General features: G+C 59.5%; 18 protein-coding genes. 16 read left to right on the top strand and 2 right to left on the bottom strand.

What is annotated here, in order from left to right; genetic code table 11:
• The first annotated feature begins 232 nt into the window (after positions 1 to 232).
• From BT125_RS09815 to BT125_RS09805, 3 genes are all read left to right on the top strand, one after another.
• On the top strand, positions 233 to 1,087 hold the full coding sequence (locus BT125_RS09815) for a glycine betaine ABC transporter substrate-binding protein (RefSeq protein WP_072406463.1): 855 nt from the start codon (positions 233 to 235) through the stop codon (positions 1,085 to 1,087).
• A 313-nt stretch (positions 1,088 to 1,400) separates the two neighbouring features.
• Positions 1,401 to 1,712: a DUF485 domain-containing protein gene (locus tag BT125_RS09810; RefSeq protein ID WP_072406462.1), complete on the top strand. Its 312-nt coding sequence runs from the start codon at positions 1,401 to 1,403 to the stop codon at positions 1,710 to 1,712.
• Entirely contained in the window at positions 1,709 to 3,367 is a 1,659-nt protein-coding gene (locus BT125_RS09805; RefSeq protein ID WP_072406460.1) for a cation acetate symporter, read from the top strand. Before BT125_RS09810 ends, BT125_RS09805 begins: the two co-directional genes overlap by 4 nt.
• Before the next feature lie 307 nt (positions 3,368 to 3,674).
• Here the strand turns inward: BT125_RS09805 and gltA are convergent, their stop codons facing one another.
• A complete protein-coding gene (gltA, locus tag BT125_RS09795) occupies positions 3,675 to 4,964 on the bottom strand; it encodes a citrate synthase (RefSeq protein ID WP_003204440.1) in 1,290 nt (429 codons plus the stop codon).
• 364 nt (positions 4,965 to 5,328) lie between these two features.
• Between gltA and sdhC the strand changes: the two genes are divergently transcribed.
• From sdhC to BT125_RS09740, 11 genes are all read left to right on the top strand, one after another.
• On the top strand, positions 5,329 to 5,703 hold the full coding sequence (sdhC, locus tag BT125_RS09790) for a succinate dehydrogenase, cytochrome b556 subunit (protein ID WP_025214942.1): 375 nt from the start codon (positions 5,329 to 5,331) through the stop codon (positions 5,701 to 5,703).
• Positions 5,697 to 6,065 (top strand): succinate dehydrogenase, hydrophobic membrane anchor protein, encoded by a 369-nt coding sequence (gene sdhD / locus BT125_RS09785; RefSeq protein WP_007959040.1) that lies wholly within the window; start codon positions 5,697 to 5,699, stop codon positions 6,063 to 6,065. The genes sdhC and sdhD overlap by 7 nt, the downstream gene beginning before the upstream one ends.
• A gap of 3 nt (positions 6,066 to 6,068) precedes the next feature.
• The gene (sdhA, locus tag BT125_RS09780) at positions 6,069 to 7,841 is read left to right on the top strand and encodes a succinate dehydrogenase flavoprotein subunit (protein ID WP_063324841.1); all 1,773 of its coding nucleotides are present in this window, start codon (positions 6,069 to 6,071) and stop codon (positions 7,839 to 7,841) included.
• 11 nt (positions 7,842 to 7,852) lie between these two features.
• Complete coding sequence (locus BT125_RS09775) at positions 7,853 to 8,557, top strand: succinate dehydrogenase iron-sulfur subunit (protein ID WP_053123967.1); 705 nt, start codon at positions 7,853 to 7,855, stop codon at positions 8,555 to 8,557.
• Positions 8,558 to 8,819: 262 nt separating this feature from the next.
• The gene (locus tag BT125_RS09770) at positions 8,820 to 11,651 is read left to right on the top strand and encodes a 2-oxoglutarate dehydrogenase E1 component (protein ID WP_072406456.1); all 2,832 of its coding nucleotides are present in this window, start codon (positions 8,820 to 8,822) and stop codon (positions 11,649 to 11,651) included.
• Positions 11,652 to 11,694: 43 nt separating this feature from the next.
• The gene (gene odhB / locus BT125_RS09765; RefSeq protein WP_072406454.1) at positions 11,695 to 12,918 is read left to right on the top strand and encodes a 2-oxoglutarate dehydrogenase complex dihydrolipoyllysine-residue succinyltransferase; all 1,224 of its coding nucleotides are present in this window, start codon (positions 11,695 to 11,697) and stop codon (positions 12,916 to 12,918) included.
• 111 nt (positions 12,919 to 13,029) lie between these two features.
• Positions 13,030 to 14,466, top strand: a complete 1,437-nt coding sequence (lpdA, locus tag BT125_RS09760) for a dihydrolipoyl dehydrogenase (RefSeq protein WP_072406452.1) — start codon at positions 13,030 to 13,032, stop codon at positions 14,464 to 14,466.
• 196 nt (positions 14,467 to 14,662) lie between these two features.
• Positions 14,663 to 15,829 carry an ADP-forming succinate--CoA ligase subunit beta gene (gene sucC / locus BT125_RS09755; RefSeq protein WP_003179235.1) on the top strand — a complete coding sequence of 389 codons (1,167 nt, stop codon included), beginning with the start codon at positions 14,663 to 14,665 and terminating at the stop codon, positions 15,827 to 15,829.
• A complete protein-coding gene (gene sucD / locus BT125_RS09750) occupies positions 15,829 to 16,713 on the top strand; it encodes a succinate--CoA ligase subunit alpha (protein ID WP_003179236.1) in 885 nt (294 codons plus the stop codon). The genes sucC and sucD overlap by 1 nt, the downstream gene beginning before the upstream one ends.
• Positions 16,714 to 17,111: 398 nt before the next feature.
• Positions 17,112 to 18,425 carry a branched-chain amino acid transport system II carrier protein gene (gene brnQ / locus BT125_RS09745; protein ID WP_072406450.1) on the top strand — a complete coding sequence of 438 codons (1,314 nt, stop codon included), beginning with the start codon at positions 17,112 to 17,114 and terminating at the stop codon, positions 18,423 to 18,425.
• Between the two features lie 270 nt (positions 18,426 to 18,695).
• Positions 18,696 to 19,433, top strand: a complete 738-nt coding sequence (locus BT125_RS09740; protein WP_072406448.1) for a DUF599 domain-containing protein — start codon at positions 18,696 to 18,698, stop codon at positions 19,431 to 19,433.
• Between the two features lie 69 nt (positions 19,434 to 19,502).
• Here the strand turns inward: BT125_RS09740 and BT125_RS09735 are convergent, their stop codons facing one another.
• Positions 19,503 to 19,754 carry a hypothetical protein gene (locus BT125_RS09735; RefSeq protein ID WP_072406446.1) on the bottom strand — a complete coding sequence of 84 codons (252 nt, stop codon included), beginning with the start codon at positions 19,752 to 19,754 and terminating at the stop codon, positions 19,503 to 19,505.
• Positions 19,755 to 19,912: 158 nt separating this feature from the next.
• On the opposite strand from BT125_RS09735, the gene BT125_RS09730 reads away from it, so the two are divergent.
• Entirely contained in the window at positions 19,913 to 20,389 is a 477-nt protein-coding gene (locus BT125_RS09730; protein ID WP_072406444.1) for a PaaI family thioesterase, read from the top strand.
• The gene (locus tag BT125_RS09725) at positions 20,386 to 20,847 is read left to right on the top strand and encodes a PaaI family thioesterase (RefSeq protein ID WP_072406442.1); all 462 of its coding nucleotides are present in this window, start codon (positions 20,386 to 20,388) and stop codon (positions 20,845 to 20,847) included. The genes BT125_RS09730 and BT125_RS09725 overlap by 4 nt, the downstream gene beginning before the upstream one ends.
• Positions 20,848 to 20,911 lie beyond the last annotated feature (64 nt).

Raw genomic sequence — 20,911 nt, 5'->3', positions numbered from 1 at the left:
GAGGCGCCAATTGCCTGGAAACAGTAGCTGGCGTTCTGATGTCGTTTCTCGTTGCTTCGACGTCGCAGACAGAGCAGGTTCAGGAGCGGCACAGGTTGATGATCGATCCTGTCAGTACTCCACTGGCGTTCAGACCGGTTTGAGGGCGAGCGTGATGGGGGCGCTGAGCATCATAACTATACGTTGACGCCGTCCGGCATCCGTCGGGCGCAGCACTTTCGGGGAAGTAACGATGAAGATGCGACGACTCTTGGGCGCAGGTGCCGCACTGGTACTGGCCATCAGTTCCACCTTGGCCAGCGCCGAAACCAAAACCCTGAGCATCGGTTACGTTGACGGCTGGTCCGACAGCGTCGCGACCACCCACGTGGCCGCCGAAGTGATCAAGCAAAAACTCGGTTATGACGTGAAGCTGCAAGCGGTCGCGACCGGGATCATGTGGCAAGGTGTGGCCACTGGCAAACTCGACGCAATGTTGTCGGCCTGGCTGCCAGTGACCCACGGCGACTATTGGACCAAGAACAAGGACCAGGTGGTCGATTACGGTCCCAACTTCAAGGACGCAAAAATCGGCTTGATCGTGCCGGAGTACGTCAAGGCCAAGTCGCTCGAGGATCTCAAGACCGACGACTCCTTCAAGAAGCGCATCGTCGGCATCGACGCCGGTTCAGGCGTGATGCTCAAGACCGAACAGGCGATCAAGGATTATGACCTGACCGGTTATCAACTCAAGGCCAGTTCCGGCGCCGGCATGATTGCCGAGCTGACCCGTGCCGAGAAGAAAAACGAATCCATCGCAGTCACCGGTTGGGTGCCGCACTGGATGTTCGCCAAGTGGAAACTGCGCTTCCTGGAAGACCCGAAAGGCGTCTACGGCGCGGCTGAGACTGTAAATAGCATCGGCAGCAAGGAACTGGGCACCAAGGCCCCGGAAGTGGCCGAGTTCCTGAAGAAATTCCAGTGGGCGTCGAAAGACGAGATCGGCGAAGTCATGCTGGCGATCCAGGAAGGCGCCAAGCCGGACGCCGCTGCCAAGGACTGGGTCGCCAAGCACCCGGACCGCGTGAAGGAGTGGACTGGCAAGTAATCAACCCGATTTAGCTGGTTCGCGAAGCCGCATGACGTTGTGTCATGCGGTTTTTTTGTGCCTGCAAGCTTCCAATGTTGCACATCCCCCTGTGGGAGCGGGCTTTCTCGCGAATGCGATCTGTCTGTTGGCTATGTGTTGACTGACTCACCGCATTCGCGAGCAAGCCCGCTCCCACAAGGCAATTGCGAAAATTGGCGGAAAACTGGCAAAACCGTCATGTCGTTCTAATACTAAGGTCGTCTGGAACCTGGCCTTGAGCCGCATAGAGTAGGGTTGTTCCAATTAAATCTGTGCTGCGAGGATAAAAACAATGAACGACAGCATTTACCTCTCGATTCAAAACAGCCCGCGCTTCAAGGAGCTGGTGAGAAAAAGGGAAAAGTTCGCCTGGATTCTCTCGGCGATCATGCTTGGTCTGTATTCCGGCTTCATTCTTCTGATCGCCTACGGGCCACACATTCTCGGGGCCAAGATCACACCCGAGTCCACCATCACCTGGGGGATTCCCATCGGTGTCGGCCTGATTCTCTCGGCTTTCGTCCTGACCGGCATCTACGTGCGACGTGCCAACGGCGAGTTCGACGACCTGAACAATGCGATTCTCAAGGAGGCTCAGCAATGATCCGGCGTCTACTGGCTCTTTTGAGCATCGCAGCGTTCGCACCTGGCGCCTGGGCGGCTGATGCCGTGGCGGGAGCTGTGCAGAAGCAACCTCTCAACGTCTCGGCTATCTTGATGTTCGTGGCCTTCGTCGGCGCGACCCTGTACATCACTTACTGGGCGTCCAAGAAAAACAACTCGGCGGCCGACTATTATGCAGCCGGCGGCAAGATCACCGGCTTCCAGAACGGCCTGGCAATCGCGGGCGACTACATGTCGGCGGCGTCCTTCCTGGGCATTTCCGCGCTGGTGTTCACCTCCGGTTATGACGGCCTGATCTACTCCATCGGCTTCCTGGTGGGCTGGCCGATCATCCTGTTCCTGATCGCCGAACGCCTGCGTAACCTGGGTAAATACACCTTTGCCGACGTGGCGTCCTATCGCCTCGGGCAGACCCAGATCCGCAGTCTGTCCGCCTGCGGCTCGCTGGTGGTGGTGGCGTTCTACCTGATCGCGCAAATGGTCGGTGCCGGCAAGCTGATCCAGCTGCTGTTCGGCCTGGACTACCACGTCGCGGTGATCCTGGTGGGTATCCTGATGTGCCTCTACGTGCTGTTCGGCGGCATGCTGGCCACCACTTGGGTGCAGATCATCAAGGCGGTCTTGCTGCTGTCGGGTGCTTCGTTCATGGCTTTGATGGTCATGAAGCACGTCAACTTCGACTTCAACATGCTGTTTGCCGAAGCGGTGAAGGTTCACCCTAAAGGCGAGGCGATCATGAGCCCCGGTGGCTTGGTGAAGGATCCGATTTCGGCCTTCTCCCTGGGCCTGGCGCTGATGTTCGGTACCGCTGGCCTGCCACACATCCTGATGCGCTTCTTCACCGTGAGCGACGCCAAGGAAGCGCGCAAGAGCGTGCTGTATGCCACCGGCTTCATCGGTTACTTCTACATCCTGACCTTCATCATCGGCTTCGGCGCGATCCTGCTGGTCAGCACCAACCCGGCCTTCAAGGACGCGGCGGGTGCCTTGCTGGGCGGTAACAACATGGCGGCGGTGCACCTGTCCAACGCTGTGGGCGGTAGCATCTTCCTGGGCTTTATCTCGGCGGTGGCGTTCGCGACCATCCTGGCGGTGGTAGCGGGCCTGACCCTGGCCGGTGCCTCGGCGGTGTCCCATGACCTGTATGCCAGCGTGATCAAGAAGGGCAAGGCCAACGAGAAGGACGAGATTCGCGTCTCGAAAATCACCACCATCGCCCTTGCGGTGCTGGCGATCGGCCTGGGCATCCTGTTCGAGAAGCAGAACATCGCGTTCATGGTGGGCCTGGCGTTCTCCATCGCGGCGAGCTGCAACTTCCCGGTACTGCTGCTTTCGATGTACTGGAAGAAGCTGACCACCCGTGGCGCCATGGTCGGCGGCTGGCTGGGGCTGGTCAGTGCCGTGGGCCTGATGGTGCTTGGTCCGACCATCTGGGTGCAGATCATGGGTCACGAGAAGGCGATCTTCCCGTACGAGTACCCGGCACTGTTCTCGATGATCATTGCGTTCGTCGGCATCTGGTTCTTCTCCATCACCGACAAGTCGGCTGAAGGCGCAAACGAACGGGCGCTGTTCTTCCCGCAGTTCGTGCGTTCGCAGACTGGCCTGGGGGCGAGTGGGGCGGTTAACCATTGATGTAGCGATAAGTGCTTGAAGAAATACCCTGGTCGAGAGGCTGGGGTATTTTTTTTGTGCCGGTTTCAAGGTTGGCAGGTCTGCCGTCGTCGCGAGCAAGCTCGCTCCCACAGGGGATCTCCAGTGAGCACGGGCTTTGTATTCACAACAGGTCAACTGTGGGAGCGAGCTTGCTCGCGATGGCGTCGGGTCTGTCAATGCCGCTTCTGGATCAGATGAAAAGAGGCACAAACAAAACAGCCCCCGCTCCTATATAAGAGGCGGGGGCTGTTTCGGTGCGGCTTGAGACCTTGTTACAAGGCAGGCCTTACTTGCGGTCTTCCAACTGAGTGATGTCACGCGACTCGTAGCCGGTGTACAGCTGGCGCGGGCGGCCGATCTTGTAAGGGCTGGAGAGCATTTCCTTCCAGTGGGAGATCCAGCCGACGGTTCGCGCCAGGGCGAAGATCACGGTGAACATGCTGGTTGGAATGCCGATCGCCTTGAGGATGATCCCCGAGTAGAAGTCGACGTTCGGGTACAGCGAGCGCTCGATGAAGTACGGGTCGGTCAGGGCGATCTCTTCCAGGCGCATGGCCAGTTCGAGTTGCGGATCGTTCTTGATCCCCAGTTCCTTGAGCACTTCGTCGCAGGTCTGCTTCATCACGGTGGCGCGCGGGTCGCGGTTCTTGTAGACCCGGTGACCGAAGCCCATCAGCTTGAACGGATCGTTCTTGTCCTTGGCCTTGGCGATGAACTTGTCGATGTTCGAGACATCGCCGATTTCATCGAGCATGGTCAGTACCGCTTCGTTGGCGCCGCCGTGGGCAGGGCCCCAGAGTGCGGCGATACCGGCGGCGATACAGGCGAACGGGTTGGCACCCGAGGAGCCGGCCAGGCGCACGGTGGACGTGGAGGCGTTCTGCTCGTGGTCGGCATGGAGGATGAAGATCCGGTCCATGGCCTTGGCGAGTACCGGGCTGATCGGTTTGATCTCGCACGGGGTGTTGAACATCATATGCAGGAAGTTTTCTGCATAGGTCAGGTCGTTGCGCGGGTACATCATGGGCTGGCCCATGGAGTACTTGTAGACCATGGCTGCCAGGGTCGGCATCTTCGCCACCAGGCGGATCGCGGAGATTTCGCGATGCTGGGGGTTATTGATGTCCAGGGAGTCGTGGTAGAAGGCCGAGAGAGCGCCGACAACACCGCACATGACGGCCATCGGGTGGGCATCGCGACGGAAGCCGTTGAAGAAGGTCTTCAACTGCTCGTGAACCATGGTGTGGTTCTTCACGGTGCTGACGAACTGGGCCTTTTGCTCTGCGGTTGGCAGCTCGCCGTTGAGCAGCAGGTAGCAGGTTTCCAGGTAGTCCGATTTTTCAGCCAGTTGCTCGATCGGGTAGCCGCGGTGCAGCAGGATGCCGTTGTCGCCGTCGATGTAGGTGATTTTCGACTCGCACGAGGCGGTCGACATGAAACCTGGGTCAAAGGTGAAACGGCCCGTGGCCGTCAGGCCCCGTACGTCGATTACATCGGGACCAACGGTGCCGGTTAAAATGGGCAGCTCGACGGGGGCTGCGCCCTCGATGATCAACTGCGCTTTTTTGTCAGCCATGTGGCCTCCTATTAATGCTTGGAATCATCAGACAGACCCCCCACGCAGGGCCCGCACCACTATAGTGAGATAAATCCGAATGTCAATTTGCCTAAAGTCTTGCTCCAGAAGGCTTTAACCGCACTTTTTCCGCGAAATTGCCTGCCGTTTACGCCTTTTGCGCCATATGTGCAATGCGCTATTAGGGGAAGGTGAACGCGTTGTCATTAGTAGCCTAACTGTCTATACTCGGCCACCGACCGCCAGGGGCTTTTGGGCCTGCTTTCTTGGGGGTCGTCACTCCCTGGGTGGTGAGTACCTGACCAGTGCGCGCCCCAACAACTTAGCCCTGATTGTTAGGGGCTCTTCAGTGTGAAAAAAAGCCGTGAAAAGCCAACGACCTGTAAACCTAGACCTAAGGACCATCAAACTCCCCATCACCGGCGTTACGTCGTTTCTTCACCGTGTTTCCGGCATCATTCTCTTCCTGGGCCTTGGCTTCATGCTATATGCATTGGGTCAATCCCTGGGTTCTGAGGAAGGTTTTGCCGACGTGAAGGCAGCCTTGACCAGCCCTCTGGCCAAGTTCGTAGCATGGGGCCTCCTATCCGCTCTGCTGTATCACCTGGTTGCCGGTGTGCGCCATTTGATCATGGACATGGGCATCGGTGAGACGCTGGAAGGCGGCAAGCTGGGCTCGAAAATCATTATCGCCGTGTCTGCGGTGTTGATCGTTCTGGCGGGAGTTTGGATATGGTAACCAGCGTTACGAACCTGTCGCGTTCAGGCCTTTATGACTGGATGGCACAACGTGTGTCTGCGGTCGTTCTCGCGGCTTATTTCATTTTTCTGATCGGGTACCTCGTGGCGAACCCGGGCATTGGTTATGACCAATGGCACGGCCTGTTCGCCCACAACGGAATGCGTATCTTCAGTCTACTGGCCCTTGTTGCCTTGGGCGCTCACGCCTGGGTCGGCATGTGGACCATCGCGACCGACTACCTGACGCCGATGGCGCTTGGCAAATCGGCGACTGCCGTACGTTTCCTCTTCCAGGCAGTATGCGGCGTTGCGATGTTCGCTTACTTCGTCTGGGGTGTGCAGATTCTCTGGGGTATCTGATCCATGGCTAACATTCCAACGATTTCTTTCGACGCCATCATCATTGGTGGTGGCGGTGCCGGCATGCGCGCAGCGCTGCAACTGGCGCAGGGCGGTCACAAGACTGCCGTGATCACCAAGGTTTTCCCGACGCGTTCGCACACTGTTTCCGCCCAGGGTGGCATCACCTGCGCCATCGCTTCGGCCGACCCGAACGATGACTGGCGCTGGCACATGTACGATACCGTCAAGGGTTCCGACTACATCGGTGACCAGGACGCTATCGAATACATGTGTCAGGAAGGCCCGGCCGCGGTGTTCGAGCTGGACCACATGGGCATGCCCTTCTCGCGTACCGAGCAAGGTCGTATCTACCAGCGTCCGTTCGGTGGCCAGTCCAAGGACTACGGCAAGGGCGGCCAGGCCGCGCGCACTTGCGCGGCGTCCGACCGTACCGGTCACGCACTGCTGCATACCCTGTACCAGGGCAACCTGAAAGCCGGTACCACGTTCCTGAACGAGTACTACGCTGTCGACCTGGTGAAGAACCAGGACGGCGCCTTCGTCGGTGTGATCGCGATCTGCATCGAAACCGGCGAAACCACCTACATCCGTGCCAAGGCCACCGTACTGGCGACTGGCGGTGCAGGCCGTATCTACGCATCCACCACCAATGCCCTGATCAACACCGGTGACGGCGTCGGCATGGCCCTGCGTGCTGGCGTGCCAGTACAAGACATCGAAATGTGGCAGTTCCACCCGACCGGCATCGCCGGCGCCGGTGTACTGGTGACCGAAGGTTGCCGTGGTGAGGGTGGTTACCTGATCAACAAGCACGGCGAGCGTTTCATGGAGCGTTATGCGCCGAACGCCAAGGACCTTGCAGGTCGTGACGTTGTGGCTCGTTCGATGGTTAAAGAGATCATCGCCGGTAACGGCTGTGGCCCGAATGGCGACCACGTGATGCTCAAGCTCGATCACCTGGGCGAGGAAGTGCTGCACAGCCGCCTGCCAGGTATCTGCGAGCTGTCCAAGACGTTCGCCCACGTCGACCCGGTCGTCGCGCCGGTTCCAGTGGTTCCAACCTGCCACTATATGATGGGCGGCGTTGCCACCAACATTCACGGCCAGGCGATCACCCAGAACGCCGAAGGCGTGGACGAGATCATCCCTGGCCTGTTCGCAGTGGGTGAAGTGGCGTGCGTATCGGTCCACGGTGCCAACCGCCTGGGCGGCAACTCGCTGCTCGACCTGGTGGTCTTCGGTCGCGCTGCCGGCCTGCACCTGGAGAAAGCGCTGTCCGACGGTATCGAATATGACGATGCCACCGACGCCAACATCGAAGCTGCCCTGGCGCGTCTGTCCGCCCTGAACGAGCGTACCGAAGGCGAAGACGTGGCAACCCTGCGTCGCGAGCTGCAGAACTGCATGCAGAACTACTTCGGTGTGTTCCGTACCGGCGAATACATGCAGAAAGGTATTGCCCAGCTGGCGCAATTGCGTGAACGAATCGCCAACGTGAAGATCAACGATAAGTCGCAGGCGTTCAACACTGCCCGTATCGAAGCGCTGGAATTGCAGAACCTGCTGGAAGTGGCCGAAGCCACCGCCATCGCCGCAGAAGTGCGTAAAGAGTCCCGTGGTGCCCACGCCCGCGAAGACTTCGAAGACCGTGACGACGAAAACTGGCTGTGCCACACCTTGTACTTCCCGGGTGAAAAACGCGTCGCCAAGCGTGCCGTGAACTTCTCGCCGAAGACTGTTCCGACTTTCGAACCAAAAGTCCGGACTTATTAAGGGTGACCGCTATGTTGCAAGTCAGTGTTTATCGCTACAACCCTGATCAGGACGCCGCGCCGTTCATGCAGGACTTCCAGGTCGATACCGGTGGTAAAGACCTGATGGTGCTGGACGTGCTGGCCCTGATCAAAGAGCAGGACGAGGGTTTTTCCTATCGTCGCTCTTGCCGCGAGGGCGTTTGCGGCTCCGACGGCATGAACATCAACGGCAAGAACGGCCTGGCCTGCATCACGCCGCTGTCGGCCGTGGTCAAGGGCAACAAGCTGGTGGTTCGTCCGTTGCCAGGTTTGCCGGTTATCCGTGACCTGGTCGTCGATATGAGCATCTTCTACAAGCAATACGAGAAGGTGAAGCCATTCCTGCAGAACGACACGCCGGCTCCGGCCATCGAGCGTCTGCAGTCTCCGGAAGAGCGTGAAAAGCTCGACGGTCTGTACGAGTGCATCCTGTGCGCTTGCTGCTCGACCTCGTGCCCATCCTTCTGGTGGAACCCGGACAAGTTCCTGGGCCCGGCCGCCCTGCTGCAAGCGTACCGCTTCCTGGCAGACAGCCGTGACACCAAGACGTCCGAGCGTCTGGCTTCGCTGGATGACCCGTTCAGCGTATTCCGCTGCCGCGGGATCATGAACTGCGTCAACGTCTGCCCGAAAGGCCTGAACCCGACTAAGGCCATCGGTCACATTCGTAACATGCTGCTGCAAAGCGGCGTGTGATTCAGCTGCTGTACCCGTAGGACCGTTGTACCCGTAAAGGCCAGGGCGCGGGCTTCAACCCGCGTCTTGGCTATAACCAGAACAGCCGCTCACAAAGCGGCGGTTCTTATTTTGAAGAAATGAGACAAGCAGGGGCATCCGGGCTGGTACCCGGACTATCAGCGTGATCCTAAGTGGCTTGTTTTAGTCGCTGCACTCGGACTTCTGCAAGTTTGCTCGGTGTTTTCGCCGGTGGTGTTCCCCTAATCGAGGGTGACCAAGCATGCAAGAAAGCGTGATGCAGCGCATGTGGAACAGTGCCCACCTCTCCGGTGGTAACGCTGCCTATGTGGAAGAGCTCTACGAGCTCTACCTGCACGACCCTAACGCTGTGCCAGAAGAATGGCGCACCTACTTTCAGAAGCTACCGGCCGACGGTAACTCTGCCACTGATGTTTCGCACTCGACGATTCGCGATCATTTCGTGTTGCTGGCAAAGAACCAGCGCCGCGCTCAACCGGTGTCTGCCGGCAGCGTGAGCTCCGAGCACGAGAAGAAGCAAGTTGAAGTATTGCGACTGATCCAGGCCTACCGGATGCGTGGCCACCAGGCAGCCCAGCTTGACCCGCTGGGGCTGTGGCAGCGTCCTGCACCTGCAGACCTGTCGATCACTCACTACGGCTTGACCAATGCCGACCTTGATACGACCTTCCGTGCCGGCGACCTGTTCATCGGCAAAGAGGAAGCGAGCCTACGCGAAATTCACGAAGCGTTGCAGCAGACATATTGCCGCACCATCGGCGCTGAATTTACGCACATCACCGATTCCGAGCAGCGCCAGTGGTTCCAGCAGCGTCTGGAAAGCGTTCGTGGCCGTCCGACGTACTCCGCCGACATCAAGAGCCACTTGCTCGAGCGCGTCACCGCCGGTGAAGGCCTGGAGAAATACCTGGGCACCAAGTACCCGGGCACCAAGCGTTTCGGCCTGGAAGGCGGCGAAAGCCTGATTCCGATGCTTGACGAGCTGATTCAGCGTTCCGGTTCCTACGGCACCAAGGAAGTCGTCATCGGTATGGCCCACCGTGGCCGCCTGAACGTACTGGTCAACACCTTCGGCAAGAACCCGCGCGAGCTGTTCGACGAGTTCGAAGGCAAGAAGAAGGTCGAGTTGGGTTCCGGTGACGTGAAATACCACCAGGGCTTCTCGTCCAACGTGATGACCACAGGCGGCGAAGTCCACCTGGCCATGGCGTTCAACCCGTCTCACCTGGAAATCGTTTCTCCGGTGGTCGAGGGTTCGGTCCGTGCCCGCCAGGATCGTCGCAACGATCCGACCGGCGAGAAGGTACTGCCGATTTCCATCCACGGTGACGCGGCATTCGCCGGTCAGGGCGTGGTCATGGAAACCTTCCAGATGTCGCAGACCCGCGGTTTCAAGACCGGCGGCACCGTGCACATCGTGATCAACAACCAGGTTGGCTTCACCATCAGCAACCCGCTGGACTCGCGCTCCACCGAGTACGCGACCGACGTCGCGAAAATGATCCAGGCGCCGATCCTCCATGTGAATGGCGATGATCCGGAAGCCGTGCTGTTCGTGACCCAGCTGGCCATCGACTACCGCATGCAGTACAAGCGCGACGTGGTGATCGACTTGGTCTGCTACCGTCGTCGCGGCCACAACGAGGCCGACGAGCCAAGCGGCACCCAGCCCCTGATGTACCAGCAGATCGCCAAGCAGCGCACCACCCGTGAGCTGTATGCCGAGCGCCTGATCCAGGGCGGTGTTCTGGATGCCGAGCGCGTCCAGGAAAAAGTCGATGAATACCGCAATGCCCTGGACAACGGCCTGCACGTGGTAAAAAGCCTGGTCAAGGAACCGAACAAAGAGCTGTTCGTGGACTGGCGTCCGTATCTGGGCCACGCCTGGACCGCGCGTCACGACACGCGTTTCGACCTCAAGACCCTGCAGGAGCTGTCCGCCAAGCTGCTGGAAATCCCGGAAGGCTTCGTGGTCCAGCGCCAGGTCGCAAAGATCTATGAGGACCGGCAGAAGATGCAAGCCGGCGGCCTGCCGATCAACTGGGGTTACGCCGAAACCATGGCGTACGCGACCCTGGCGTTCGAAGGCCACCCGATTCGCATCACCGGCCAGGACGTAGGCCGCGGCACTTTCTCGCACCGTCACGCGGCGCTGCACAACCAGAAAGACGCCAGCACCTACATTCCGCTGCAACACCTGTACAAGGGCCAGCCACGTTTCGACCTGTACGATTCGCTGCTGTCCGAAGAAGCCGTCCTGGCGTTCGAATATGGCTACTCCACCACCGAGCCCAATGCGCTGGTGATCTGGGAAGCCCAGTTCGGCGACTTCGCCAACGGTGCCCAGGTGGTTGTCGACCAGTTCATCACCAGCGGCGAGCACAAGTGGGGCCGTCTCTGCGGTCTGACCATGCTGTTGCCACACGGTTATGAAGGGCAGGGGCCGGAGCACTCTTCGGCACGTCTGGAGCGCTACCTGCAACTGTGCGCCGAGCACAACGTCCAGGTTTGCGTACCGACGACGCCGGCGCAGATCTACCACCTGCTGCGTCGTCAGGTCATCCGTCCGCTGCGCAAGCCGCTGATCGTGCTGACACCGAAGTCGCTGCTGCGTCACAAGCTGGCGATCTCCACGCTCGAGGATCTGGCCGAAGGCTCGTTCCAGACCGTTATTTCGGAAATCGATACCCTGGACGCGGCGAAGGTGACTCGCCTGATCCTGTGCAGCGGCAAGGTCTACTACGATCTGCTGGAAAAGCGTCGTGCCGAAGGCCGCGAAGACATCGCCATCGTGCGTATCGAGCAGCTCTATCCGTTCCCGGAAGAAGACCTGATGGAGGCCATCGCGCCTTACACCAACCTCACCCATGTGGTGTGGTGTCAGGAAGAACCGATGAACCAGGGCGCCTGGTACAGCAGCCAGCATCACCTGCGTCGCAGCATCGGCAACCATAACAAGGCCTTGGGCCTGGAATATGCCGGCCGTGATGCTTCCGCTGCACCTGCGTGTGGTTATGCGTCGATGCACGCCGAGCAGCAGGAAAAACTGCTGCAAGATGCTTTCACTGTTTAAGCCTTCGTGCTGACTGAAACCGAATTTTAAGGACCCACAGATAATGGCTATCGAAATCAAAGCCCCGTCATTCCCGGAATCGGTTGCCGATGGCACCGTTGCCACCTGGCACAAGAAACCAGGCGACGCTGTAAAGCGTGACGACCTGATCGTCGACATCGAGACCGACAAAGTCGTTCTGGAAGTGTTGGCCGAAGCTGACGGCGTGCTCGGCGCAATCGTTGCCGAGGAGGGCGCTACCGTCCTGTCCAACCAGGTACTGGGCTCGATCGAAGAGGGCGGTGCCGCTGCCGCTGCTCCGGCCGCCGCTGCTGCGCCTGCCGCTGCCCAGGCCGCAGCGCCTGCTGCCGATGGCGAAGACGATCCAGTCGCAGCCCCGGCCGCGCGCAAGATCGCCGAAGAGAACGGCATCAACATCGCTTCCGTTGCCGGCACCGGCAAGGGTGGTCGTGTGACCAAGGAAGACGTGGTGGCAGCCGTTGCCGCCAAGAAAGCCGCGCCAGCCGCCGCACCGGCCAAGCCAGCCGCACCTGCCGCCGCCGCTCCGGTGTTCGCTGCCGGTGATCGCGTTGAAAAACGCGTTCCGATGACCCGCCTGCGGGCCAAGGTTGCCGAGCGTCTGGTTGAAGCACAGTCGAACATGGCGATGCTGACCACCTTCAACGAAGTCGACATGACCGAAGTCATGGCCCTGCGTTCGAAGTACAAGGATCTGTTCGAGAAGTCCCACAACGGCGTACGCCTGGGCTTCATGTCGTTCTTCGTCAAGGCTGCCACCGAAGCGCTGAAACGCTTCCCGGCTGTCAACGCGTCGATCGACGGTTCCGACATCGTCTACCACGGCTACGCCGATATCGGTGTCGCGGTTTCCAGCGACCGTGGCCTGGTGGTTCCGGTACTGCGCAACGCCGAACTGATGAGCCTGGCCGAAATCGAAGGCGGCATCGCCACCTTCGGCAAGAAGGCCCGTGACGGCAAGCTGTCCATCGAAGAGATGACCGGCGGTACGTTCACCATCACCAACGGTGGTACATTCGGTTCGATGATGTCGACCCCGATCGTCAACCCGCCACAGGCGGCTATCCTGGGCATGCACAACATTCTGCAGCGTCCGATGGCGATCAACGGTCAAGTCGTGATTCGTCCGATGATGTACCTGGCACTGTCCTACGATCACCGCCTGATCGACGGCAAAGAAGCCGTGACGTTCCTGGTCACCATCAAGAACCTGCTTGAAGATCCGGCTCGTCTGCTGCTGGATATCTGATTTTCGCCGCGAGGGCCGGTCTGTCGACCGGCCTCTTGCTGAAACAACCGGTTTCGTCCCTCGACGGTCATCACAAGTGATCGTCCGGTTTGATTCGAAAAGGAATGACTCATGACTCAGAAATTCGACGTGGTAGTGATTGGTGCGGGCCCTGGCGGCTACGTAGCGGCCATCAAGGCTGCGCAACTGGGCCTTACCACTGCCTGCATCGAGAAATACACCGATGGCGAGGGCAAACAGGCCCTCGGCGGTACCTGCCTGAACGTCGGTTGCATTCCTTCCAAGGCGCTGCTGGACAGCTCCTGGAAATACAAGGAAGCGAAAGAGAGCTTCAACGTTCACGGTATCTCTACCGGTGAAGTGAAAATGGACGTCGCCGCGATGGTTGGCCGCAAGGCTGGCATCGTCAAGAACCTGACCAGCGGTGTTGCCACCCTGTTCAAGGCCAACGGCGTGACCTCGATCCAGGGTCACGGCAAGCTGCTGATGGGCAAGAAAGTCGAAGTGACCAAGCCAGACGGCTCGGTTGAAGTGATCGAAGCCGAAAACGTCATCCTGGCGCCAGGCTCGCGTCCGATCGACATTCCACCGGCTCCGGTCGACCAGAAGGTGATCGTCGATTCCACCGGTGCCCTGGAATTCCAGAGCGTACCAAAACGCCTGGGCGTGATCGGCGCCGGCGTGATCGGCCTGGAGCTGGGTTCGGTCTGGTCGCGCCTGGGCGCGCAAGTGACCGTCCTCGAAGCCCTCGACACCTTCCTCATGGCCGCCGATGCCGCGGTCTCCAAGGAAGCGCTGAAGACCCTGACCAAACAGGGCCTGGACATCAAGCTGGGCGCTCGCGTAACCGGTTCGAAGGTCAACGGCGAAGAAGTCGTGGTGACCTACACCGACGCCAACGGCGAACAGACCATCACTTTCGACAAGCTGATCGTTGCGGTCGGCCGTCGTCCGGTGACCACCGACCTGCTGGCGGCCGATAGCGGCGTGGAAATCGACGAGCGCGGTTTCATTGCGGTCGATGATCATTGCGCAACCGCCGTACCGGGCGTCTTCGCCATCGGTGACGTAGTCCGCGGCATGATGCTGGCGCACAAGGCATCCGAGGAAGGCATCATGGTCGTCGAGCGCATCAAGGGCCACAAAGCCCAGATGAACTATGACCTGATCCCATCGGTTATCTACACCCACCCGGAAATCGCATGGGTTGGCAAGACCGAGCAGGCCTTGAAAGCCGAAGGCGTTGAAGTTAACGTCGGCACCTTCCCGTTCGCCGCCAGTGGCCGTGCCATGGCAGCCAACGATACCGGTGGTTTCGTGAAAGTCATCGCCGATGCCAAGACGGATCGCGTATTGGGCGTTCACGTGATTGGCCCAAGCGCTGCCGAGCTGGTACAGCAAGGCGCGATCGGTATGGAATTCGGCACCAGCGCTGAAGACCTGGGCATGATGGTCTTCTCCCATCCGACCCTGTCCGAAGCCTTGCACGAAGCGGCCCTGGCCGTAAATGGCGGCGCCATCCACGTGGCCAACCGCAAGAAGCGTTAATAGACAATAAGAAACCACGGCGGTATGGCCCGTCGTGAGCCTTGCGAGCAAGACTCACCGCGGAATATCCGCTGGACGCAGCCTTGCGTAGCGGCACCGGTTCACCGGAACGCTGCGCAAGCAGCAGTCACAGGTGGTGCGGCACCAGAACGGTGCAGCACCGAATGCGCAGTACCTAACGAAGACGGTAATAAGCATGAATCTTCACGAGTATCAGGGTAAGCAGCTGTTCGCTGAATACGGCCTGCCAGTATCCACCGGCTACGCAGTAGACACCCCGGAAGCGGCAGCAGAAGCTTGCGACAAAATCGGCGGCAGCGAGTGGGTTGTCAAAGCCCAGGTTCACGCCGGTGGTCGCGGTAAAGCGGGCGGCGTCAAGCTGGTTCGCAGCAAAGAAGACGCCAAAGCCTTCGCACAGCAGTGGCTGGGCAAGCGTCTGGTGACTTACCAGACTGACGCCAACGGTCAGCCAGTCACCAAGATCCTGGTTGAATCGTGCACTGATATCGCTAAAGAGCTGTACCTGGGCGCGGTCGTTGACCGTTCGAGCCGCCGTATCGTGTTCATGGCTTCCACCGAAGGTGGCGTGGACATCGAGAAAATCGCTCACGATACCCCTGAGAAAATCCTCAAGGCCACCATCGATCCGCTGGTTGGCGCACAGCCATTCCAGGGCCGCGAGCTGGCATTCCAGCTGGGCCTGGAAGGCAAGCAGGTCACTCAATTCGCCAAGATCTTCGTAGGTCTGGCCAAGCTGTTCCAGGACCACGACCTGGCACTGCTGGAAGTGAACCCGCTGGTGATCAAGGCCGACGGCGACCTGCACTGCCTCGATGCCAAGATCAACATCGACGCCAACGCCATGTACCGTCAGCCTAAGCTGAAGACTTTCCACGATCCGTCGCAAGACGATCCGCGCGAAGCGCACGCTGCCAAGTTCGAACTGAACTACGTAGCCCTGGAAGGCAACATCGGCTGCATGGTCAACGGTGCTGGCCTGGCCATGGGTACCATGGACATCGTCAACCTGCATGGCGGCAAGCCAGCCAACTTCCTCGACGTGGGCGGCGGTGCTACCAAGGAACGCGTTACCGAAGCGTTCAAGATCATCCTGTCCGACACCAACGTCGCCGCAGTACTGGTCAACATCTTCGGCGGCATCGTTCGCTGCGACATGATTGCCGAAGGCATCATCGGCGCCGTGAAAGAAGTCGGCGTGAAAATCCCGGTTGTTGTTCGCCTTGAAGGCAACAACGCTGAGCTGGGCGCTAAAGTACTGGCAGAAAGCGGTTTGAACATCATCGCTGCTACCAGCCTGACCGACGCTGCTCAACAAGTCGTCAAAGCTGCGGAGGGCAAATAATGAGCGTCCTGATCAATAAAGACACCAAGGTTATCTGCCAGGGTATTACCGGTTCGCAAGGTAGTTTCCACACCCAGCAAGCCATCGAATACGGCACCAAGATGGTTGGCGGCGTAACGCCAGGCAAAGGCGGCACCGAGCACCTGGGCCTGCCCGTGTTCAACACCGTGAAAGACGCTGTAGCTGCCACTGGCGCCACCGCCAGCGTGATCTACGTTCCGGCTCCTTTCTGCAAGGACTCCATCCTTGAAGCGGCGTTCGGCGGCATCAAGCTGATCGTCTGCATCACCGAAGGCATCCCGACCATCGATATGCTGGAAGCCAAGGTCAAGTGCGACGAGCTGGGTATCACCCTGATCGGCCCTAACTGCCCAGGCGTGATCACCCCAGGCGAATGCAAGATCGGCATCATGCCAGGTCACATTCACTTGCCAGGCAAGGTCGGTATCGTTTCCCGTTCCGGCACCCTGACCTACGAAGCTGTGAAGCAGACCACTGACGCCGGTTTCGGTCAGTCGACTTGCGTCGGCATCGGCGGTGACCCGATCCCGGGTTCGAACTTCATCGACATCCTGAAGCTGTTCCAGGAAGACCCGAAGACCGAAGCGATCGTCATGATCGGTGAGATCGGCGGTTCGGCTGAAGAAGAAGCGGCTGCCTACATCAAGGCCAACGTGACCAAGCCGGTTGTTTCCTACATTGCAGGTGTGACTGCTCCTCCGGGCAAGCGCATGGGCCATGCTGGCGCAATCATCTCTGGCGGCAAAGGCACTGCAGACGAGAAATTCGCTGCACTGCAAGACGCAGGCGTGAAAACCGTGCGTTCGCTGGCAGACATCGGCAAGGCCCTGGCCGAGCTGACTGGCTGGGAAATGAAGAAGTAAGCTTCGGCTGACCTTTTCGTTCCAGCAACAAAGGCCACCTTCGGGTGGCCTTTGTCGTTTCTGGGTCTCTATGGCGTCAGGGGCTTCATCGCGAGCAAGCTCGCTCCCACAGTCGAGCGCATTTCATGGTGGGAGCGAGCTTGCTCGCGATGACGGAATGACAGTCGCCAACCCATTTACATGCAAAAACGCGACACGGGGACGTCGTGCATCGGATAGTTCGCCCCTTTACAGTGCGTTTTATCGCCAAATTCGTTAGGCTAGCAGCCATTTTTGCGACCGCTGCCCACAAGGAAGCGCCGCGCTAAACGGGTCGGTCCCATACGGATCGGCAGCATTTCCCTCTACCCTCGGGGAAATCCCTCTCTAAATTCCGATTCAGTAGTGTGGTTTCCTTAATGAAAGTGTTGAAAGGCCAGGACATCCTGGCGCTTGGTTTCATGACATTTGCCCTGTTCGTCGGGGCCGGCAACATCATCTTCCCGCCTATCGTCGGTTTGCAGTCCGGGCCTCATGTCTGGATGGCGGCGCTGGGCTTTTTGATCACGGCGGTCGGGCTGCCGGTCATCACGGTGGTTGCACTGGCCAAGGTCGGTGGCGCGATGGACGCCTTGAGCAGTCCCATCGGCAAGGTCGCCGGCGGGTTGCTGGCGGCGGTGTGCTACCTGGCCGTCGGCCCGTTGTTCGCCACGCCGCGTACCGCTACCGTTTCGTTTGAAGTCGGTCTGGCGCCATTGACTGGCGAAAGCCCGCTGGCACTGTTCCTGTATAGCGCCGCGTATTTCCTGCTGGTGTTCTTCATCTCGCTCTACCCGGGCCGGCTGCTGGACACCGTCGGACGTTTCCTCGCTCCCCTGAAGATCATCGCCCTGGCTGTGCTCGGCATCGCCGCGTTTGCCTTGCCGGCCGGCGATATCGGCGTGGCGACCCCCGAATACGTGGCGGCGCCGTTTTCCCAGGGCTTCATCAATGGTTACCTGACCATGGATACCCTGGGCGCATTGGTGTTCGGGATCGTCATCGTCAACGCGATCCGTTCCCGGGGCGTCGAGTCGCCGGCCTTGATCACCCGCTACGCGATCATCGCCGGGCTGATTGCCGGGGTGGGCCTGGCGCTGGTCTACGTCAGCCTGTTCCGCCTCGGTTCGGGCAGCCATGAAGTGGCCATGGGCGCGACCAACGGTGCCGCCGTGCTGCACGCCTATGTGCAACACACCTTCGGCAGCCTGGGCAGCGGTTTCCTGGCGGTGCTGATCTCCCTGGCGTGCCTGGTGACCGCGGTCGGCCTGACCTGCGCCTGCGCCGAGTACTTCAGCCGCGTCCTGCCGCTGTCCTACAAGACCCTGGTGGTGATCCTGGCGGCCTTTTCGCTGCTGGTGTCCAACCTGGGCCTGACCAAACTGATCGCGTTCTCGATTCCGGTCCTCACCGCGATCTACCCGCCGTGCATCGCCCTGGTGGCCTTGAGCTTCTGCAAGGAATTCTGGCACGAGCAGGGGCGTATCGTTGGGCCGGTGATGCTGGTGTCGTTCCTGTTTGGCCTGATCGATGCGCTCAAGGGCGCCGGGCTGGCGGACTGGATGCCGACGCAACTGGCCCACCTGCCGCTGAGCGAACAAGGCCTGGCCTGGCTGGTGCCTTCGGTGATGACTTTGGCGGTCGCGGTGGTGTGTGATCGTCTGCTGGGCAAGCGCAGCGAAGCCTTGGCTTAAACAGCTTCAGGCAGATTCATCGGCCACAACCGAAATGCCCCGTATCAATCGATACGGGGCATTTTTTTGAGTGCGGTGTCTTTTTTCGTGGGCTAACGTCGAAGCAGTGTCTTGAAAGTTGCGAAAGTTTCTGTGGGAGCGGGCTTGCTCGCGAATGCGATCTGTCTGTCAGCCATGTATTGACTGACTCACCGCTTTCGCGAGCAAGCCCGCTCCCACAGGGTTCACCGCGACTATTGCTCCAGATTTTGTTTTGTCACAGGAAATCGAATGTCATTCATCCAAGCCAACCTGATCCATCTGCTTGCCGCCGCCTGGTTCATCGTCTGCTGGGCGGGCTACACCCGTTACGCCTCCTGGAAGGCCCGCGATACGGCCTGCCTGGCCAGTGTCATGCACCTGTACCGCGAAGACTGGATGCGTCGCATGCTGTTGCGCGAGAACCGCATCGCCGATGCCAGCGTGATCGGCAACCTGGAGCGCAACGCCTCATTCTTCGCCTCCAGCACGCTGATCATCCTGGCCGGCATCCTGACGGTGCTCGGGGCGTCGGATCGGGCGGTGTCGTTGCTGGCGGACATCCCCATGGTGCAACAGGCTTCCCAGGGCATGGCGGAGGTCAAGTTGCTGTGCCTGGCACTGGTGTTCGTGTATGCGTTCTTCACCTTCAGTTGGTGCATGCGCCAGTACAACTTCGCGGCGGTGCTGATAGGCTCGGCGCCAATGATCGGTGAGCGGCATGTCTCGGAGCAGGAGCGCAAGGCCTTTGCGCTAAGGGCGGCGCGAGTCATTTCCATGGCAGCCAACCAATTCAACTTCGGCCTGCGTTCCTATTATTTCGGCATGACCATGTTGGCGTGGTTCGTCAGCCCCTGGTTATTCATGTTGATGAGTGCCGGCGTGGTGTTTGTGCTGTACCAGCGCGAGTTTCATTCCGATGTGCTGGACGTGATGGTCTATACCCCCACGGAAGCACCAGCGCCCGAGGTTGGCAAGGAAACGGCCTGACCGCTTTCCCGAATCGCAGACAAAAGAAAACCCGCACCAGGCGGGTTTTCTTTTACAGCTAAAACCGTATCAGTTGGTTTTAGGCGCGGTAGCAGGCGCTTGTTCCTGCTGAGCAGCTTGGTTCGATTCAGCCTGCTTTTTGGCGGCTTCGGCGTTTTCTTTCGCCGCGTCGTTCACTTTATCCTGTGCTTTGTTCATGTCTTGCTGAGCTTGCTCAGCGTGTTGTGCGGCATCTTGAGCTTTGTCCTCGGATTTTTTATCGCAGGCAGCGAGACCGAGGGAGGCGGCCAACATCAAGGCAATAGCAAAAGTCTTACGCATGGGGTGTTTCTCCTTATGGAAATAACTACTGGCCTTTTGAGCGACACCCCTCAGGTTAAGTTCCTCTTTTGCTACAGATATATAACTTTGCACGGTCGCGGAACTTTAGCGAACACGCCTGTTGCCAGGCCTCTAAACAAACAAGGGCATTGATGGACATGGCTGAAGATCCCATTTTTGAGCGTGCCACACGCTTTTTATCCGCGCTGCGGCATTGCCAGGTGTTGGGCTTGAAGTTGCATAGCGCCAGTCGTGATGGGCTGACGCTCATCCTGCCGTTCAGCCCGCAAATCGTTGGCAATCCCCTGACGGGCATCATCCACGGTGGTGCGTTGACCTCATTGATGGACAGCGCGTGCGGCATGTCGACCTTGTGTGTGCTGCCGCAATTCGAAGTCTGTCCCACCCTTGACCTGCGCATCGACTACATGCACGCCGCCGAGCCCCACAAGGACGTCTACGGCTTCGCTCAATGCTATCGGGTGACCCCGGACGTGATCTTCACCCGGGGTTTCGCCTATCAGGACGACCCCGAGCAACCCATCGCCCATGTGGTGGGCACGTTCATGCGCCTGGGCCAGCATGCCAGGGGCATGGGGAAGGCCAGTCCGATGGCTGCCTTGGGCCAGTCATGACCGATACCACCCAGGAACAACTGCGCCGCGCCTGTGAGCAGGGCGACTACGCGCTGCTGCTCGCCGCGATCCCCTATGCCCAGCTCATCGGCGTCGAATGCACGCGCCAGGGCGATGACTGGGTGTTTCGCCTGCCGGCCAACAAGGACAACATTGGTAACCCTTTACTGCCGGCCATCCACGGCGGGGTCATCGCCGGCTTCATGGAATTGGCTGCCGCCGTTCATCTGTTGATCGCCACCGGCACGCCGGGGGTGCCAAAGATCATCGACTTTTCCCTGGATTACCTGCGCACCGGGCAGTTTCGCGATACCTATGCCAAATGCCAGGTCTGGCGCCAGGGCCGGCGGGTCGCCAATGTCGCGATCACCGCCTGGCAGGATGTCGAGGCCGAACCCATCGCCACCGCCCGGGCGCATTTCAAGATCCAGGAGCCTTCAAAACCGGAACGCCCTTGAAATCATCAGCGTTGCCCCCACCTTGAGGACATCCCGCCGCCAATCTCAGCGAGGCGGACACCAC

The sequence above is a fragment of the Pseudomonas sp. NFACC04-2 genome (assembly GCF_900119265.1).
GTDB classification, from domain to species: Bacteria; Pseudomonadota; Gammaproteobacteria; order Pseudomonadales; family Pseudomonadaceae; genus Aquipseudomonas; species Aquipseudomonas fluorescens_AA.
This window is presented reverse-complemented; position numbering and strand designations above follow the sequence as displayed.

Excerpts from the sequence above, each read along its gene's own strand:
- lpdA (WP_072406452.1), top strand. The coding sequence starts at position 13,030 with ATGACTCAGAAATTCGACGTGGTAGTGATTGGTGCGGGCCCTGGCGGC.
- BT125_RS09805 (WP_072406460.1), top strand. The coding sequence starts at position 1,709 with ATGATCCGGCGTCTACTGGCTCTTTTGAGCATCGCAGCGTTCGCACCT.
- sucC (WP_003179235.1), top strand. The coding sequence starts at position 14,663 with ATGAATCTTCACGAGTATCAGGGTAAGCAGCTGTTCGCTGAATACGGC.
- BT125_RS09735 (WP_072406446.1), bottom strand. The coding sequence starts at position 19,754 with ATGCGTAAGACTTTTGCTATTGCCTTGATGTTGGCCGCCTCCCTCGGT.
- brnQ (WP_072406450.1), top strand. The coding sequence starts at position 17,112 with ATGAAAGTGTTGAAAGGCCAGGACATCCTGGCGCTTGGTTTCATGACA.
- sucD (WP_003179236.1), top strand. The coding sequence starts at position 15,829 with ATGAGCGTCCTGATCAATAAAGACACCAAGGTTATCTGCCAGGGTATT.
- odhB (WP_072406454.1), top strand. The coding sequence starts at position 11,695 with ATGGCTATCGAAATCAAAGCCCCGTCATTCCCGGAATCGGTTGCCGAT.
- BT125_RS09810 (WP_072406462.1), top strand. The coding sequence starts at position 1,401 with ATGAACGACAGCATTTACCTCTCGATTCAAAACAGCCCGCGCTTCAAG.
- BT125_RS09815 (WP_072406463.1), top strand. The coding sequence starts at position 233 with ATGAAGATGCGACGACTCTTGGGCGCAGGTGCCGCACTGGTACTGGCC.
- BT125_RS09770 (WP_072406456.1), top strand. The coding sequence starts at position 8,820 with ATGCAAGAAAGCGTGATGCAGCGCATGTGGAACAGTGCCCACCTCTCC.
- BT125_RS09740 (WP_072406448.1), top strand. The coding sequence starts at position 18,696 with ATGTCATTCATCCAAGCCAACCTGATCCATCTGCTTGCCGCCGCCTGG.
- BT125_RS09730 (WP_072406444.1), top strand. The coding sequence starts at position 19,913 with ATGGCTGAAGATCCCATTTTTGAGCGTGCCACACGCTTTTTATCCGCG.
- sdhA (WP_063324841.1), top strand. The coding sequence starts at position 6,069 with ATGGCTAACATTCCAACGATTTCTTTCGACGCCATCATCATTGGTGGT.
- BT125_RS09775 (WP_053123967.1), top strand. The coding sequence starts at position 7,853 with ATGTTGCAAGTCAGTGTTTATCGCTACAACCCTGATCAGGACGCCGCG.
- sdhD (WP_007959040.1), top strand. The coding sequence starts at position 5,697 with ATGGTAACCAGCGTTACGAACCTGTCGCGTTCAGGCCTTTATGACTGG.
- gltA (WP_003204440.1), bottom strand. The coding sequence starts at position 4,964 with ATGGCTGACAAAAAAGCGCAGTTGATCATCGAGGGCGCAGCCCCCGTC.
- BT125_RS09725 (WP_072406442.1), top strand. The coding sequence starts at position 20,386 with ATGACCGATACCACCCAGGAACAACTGCGCCGCGCCTGTGAGCAGGGC.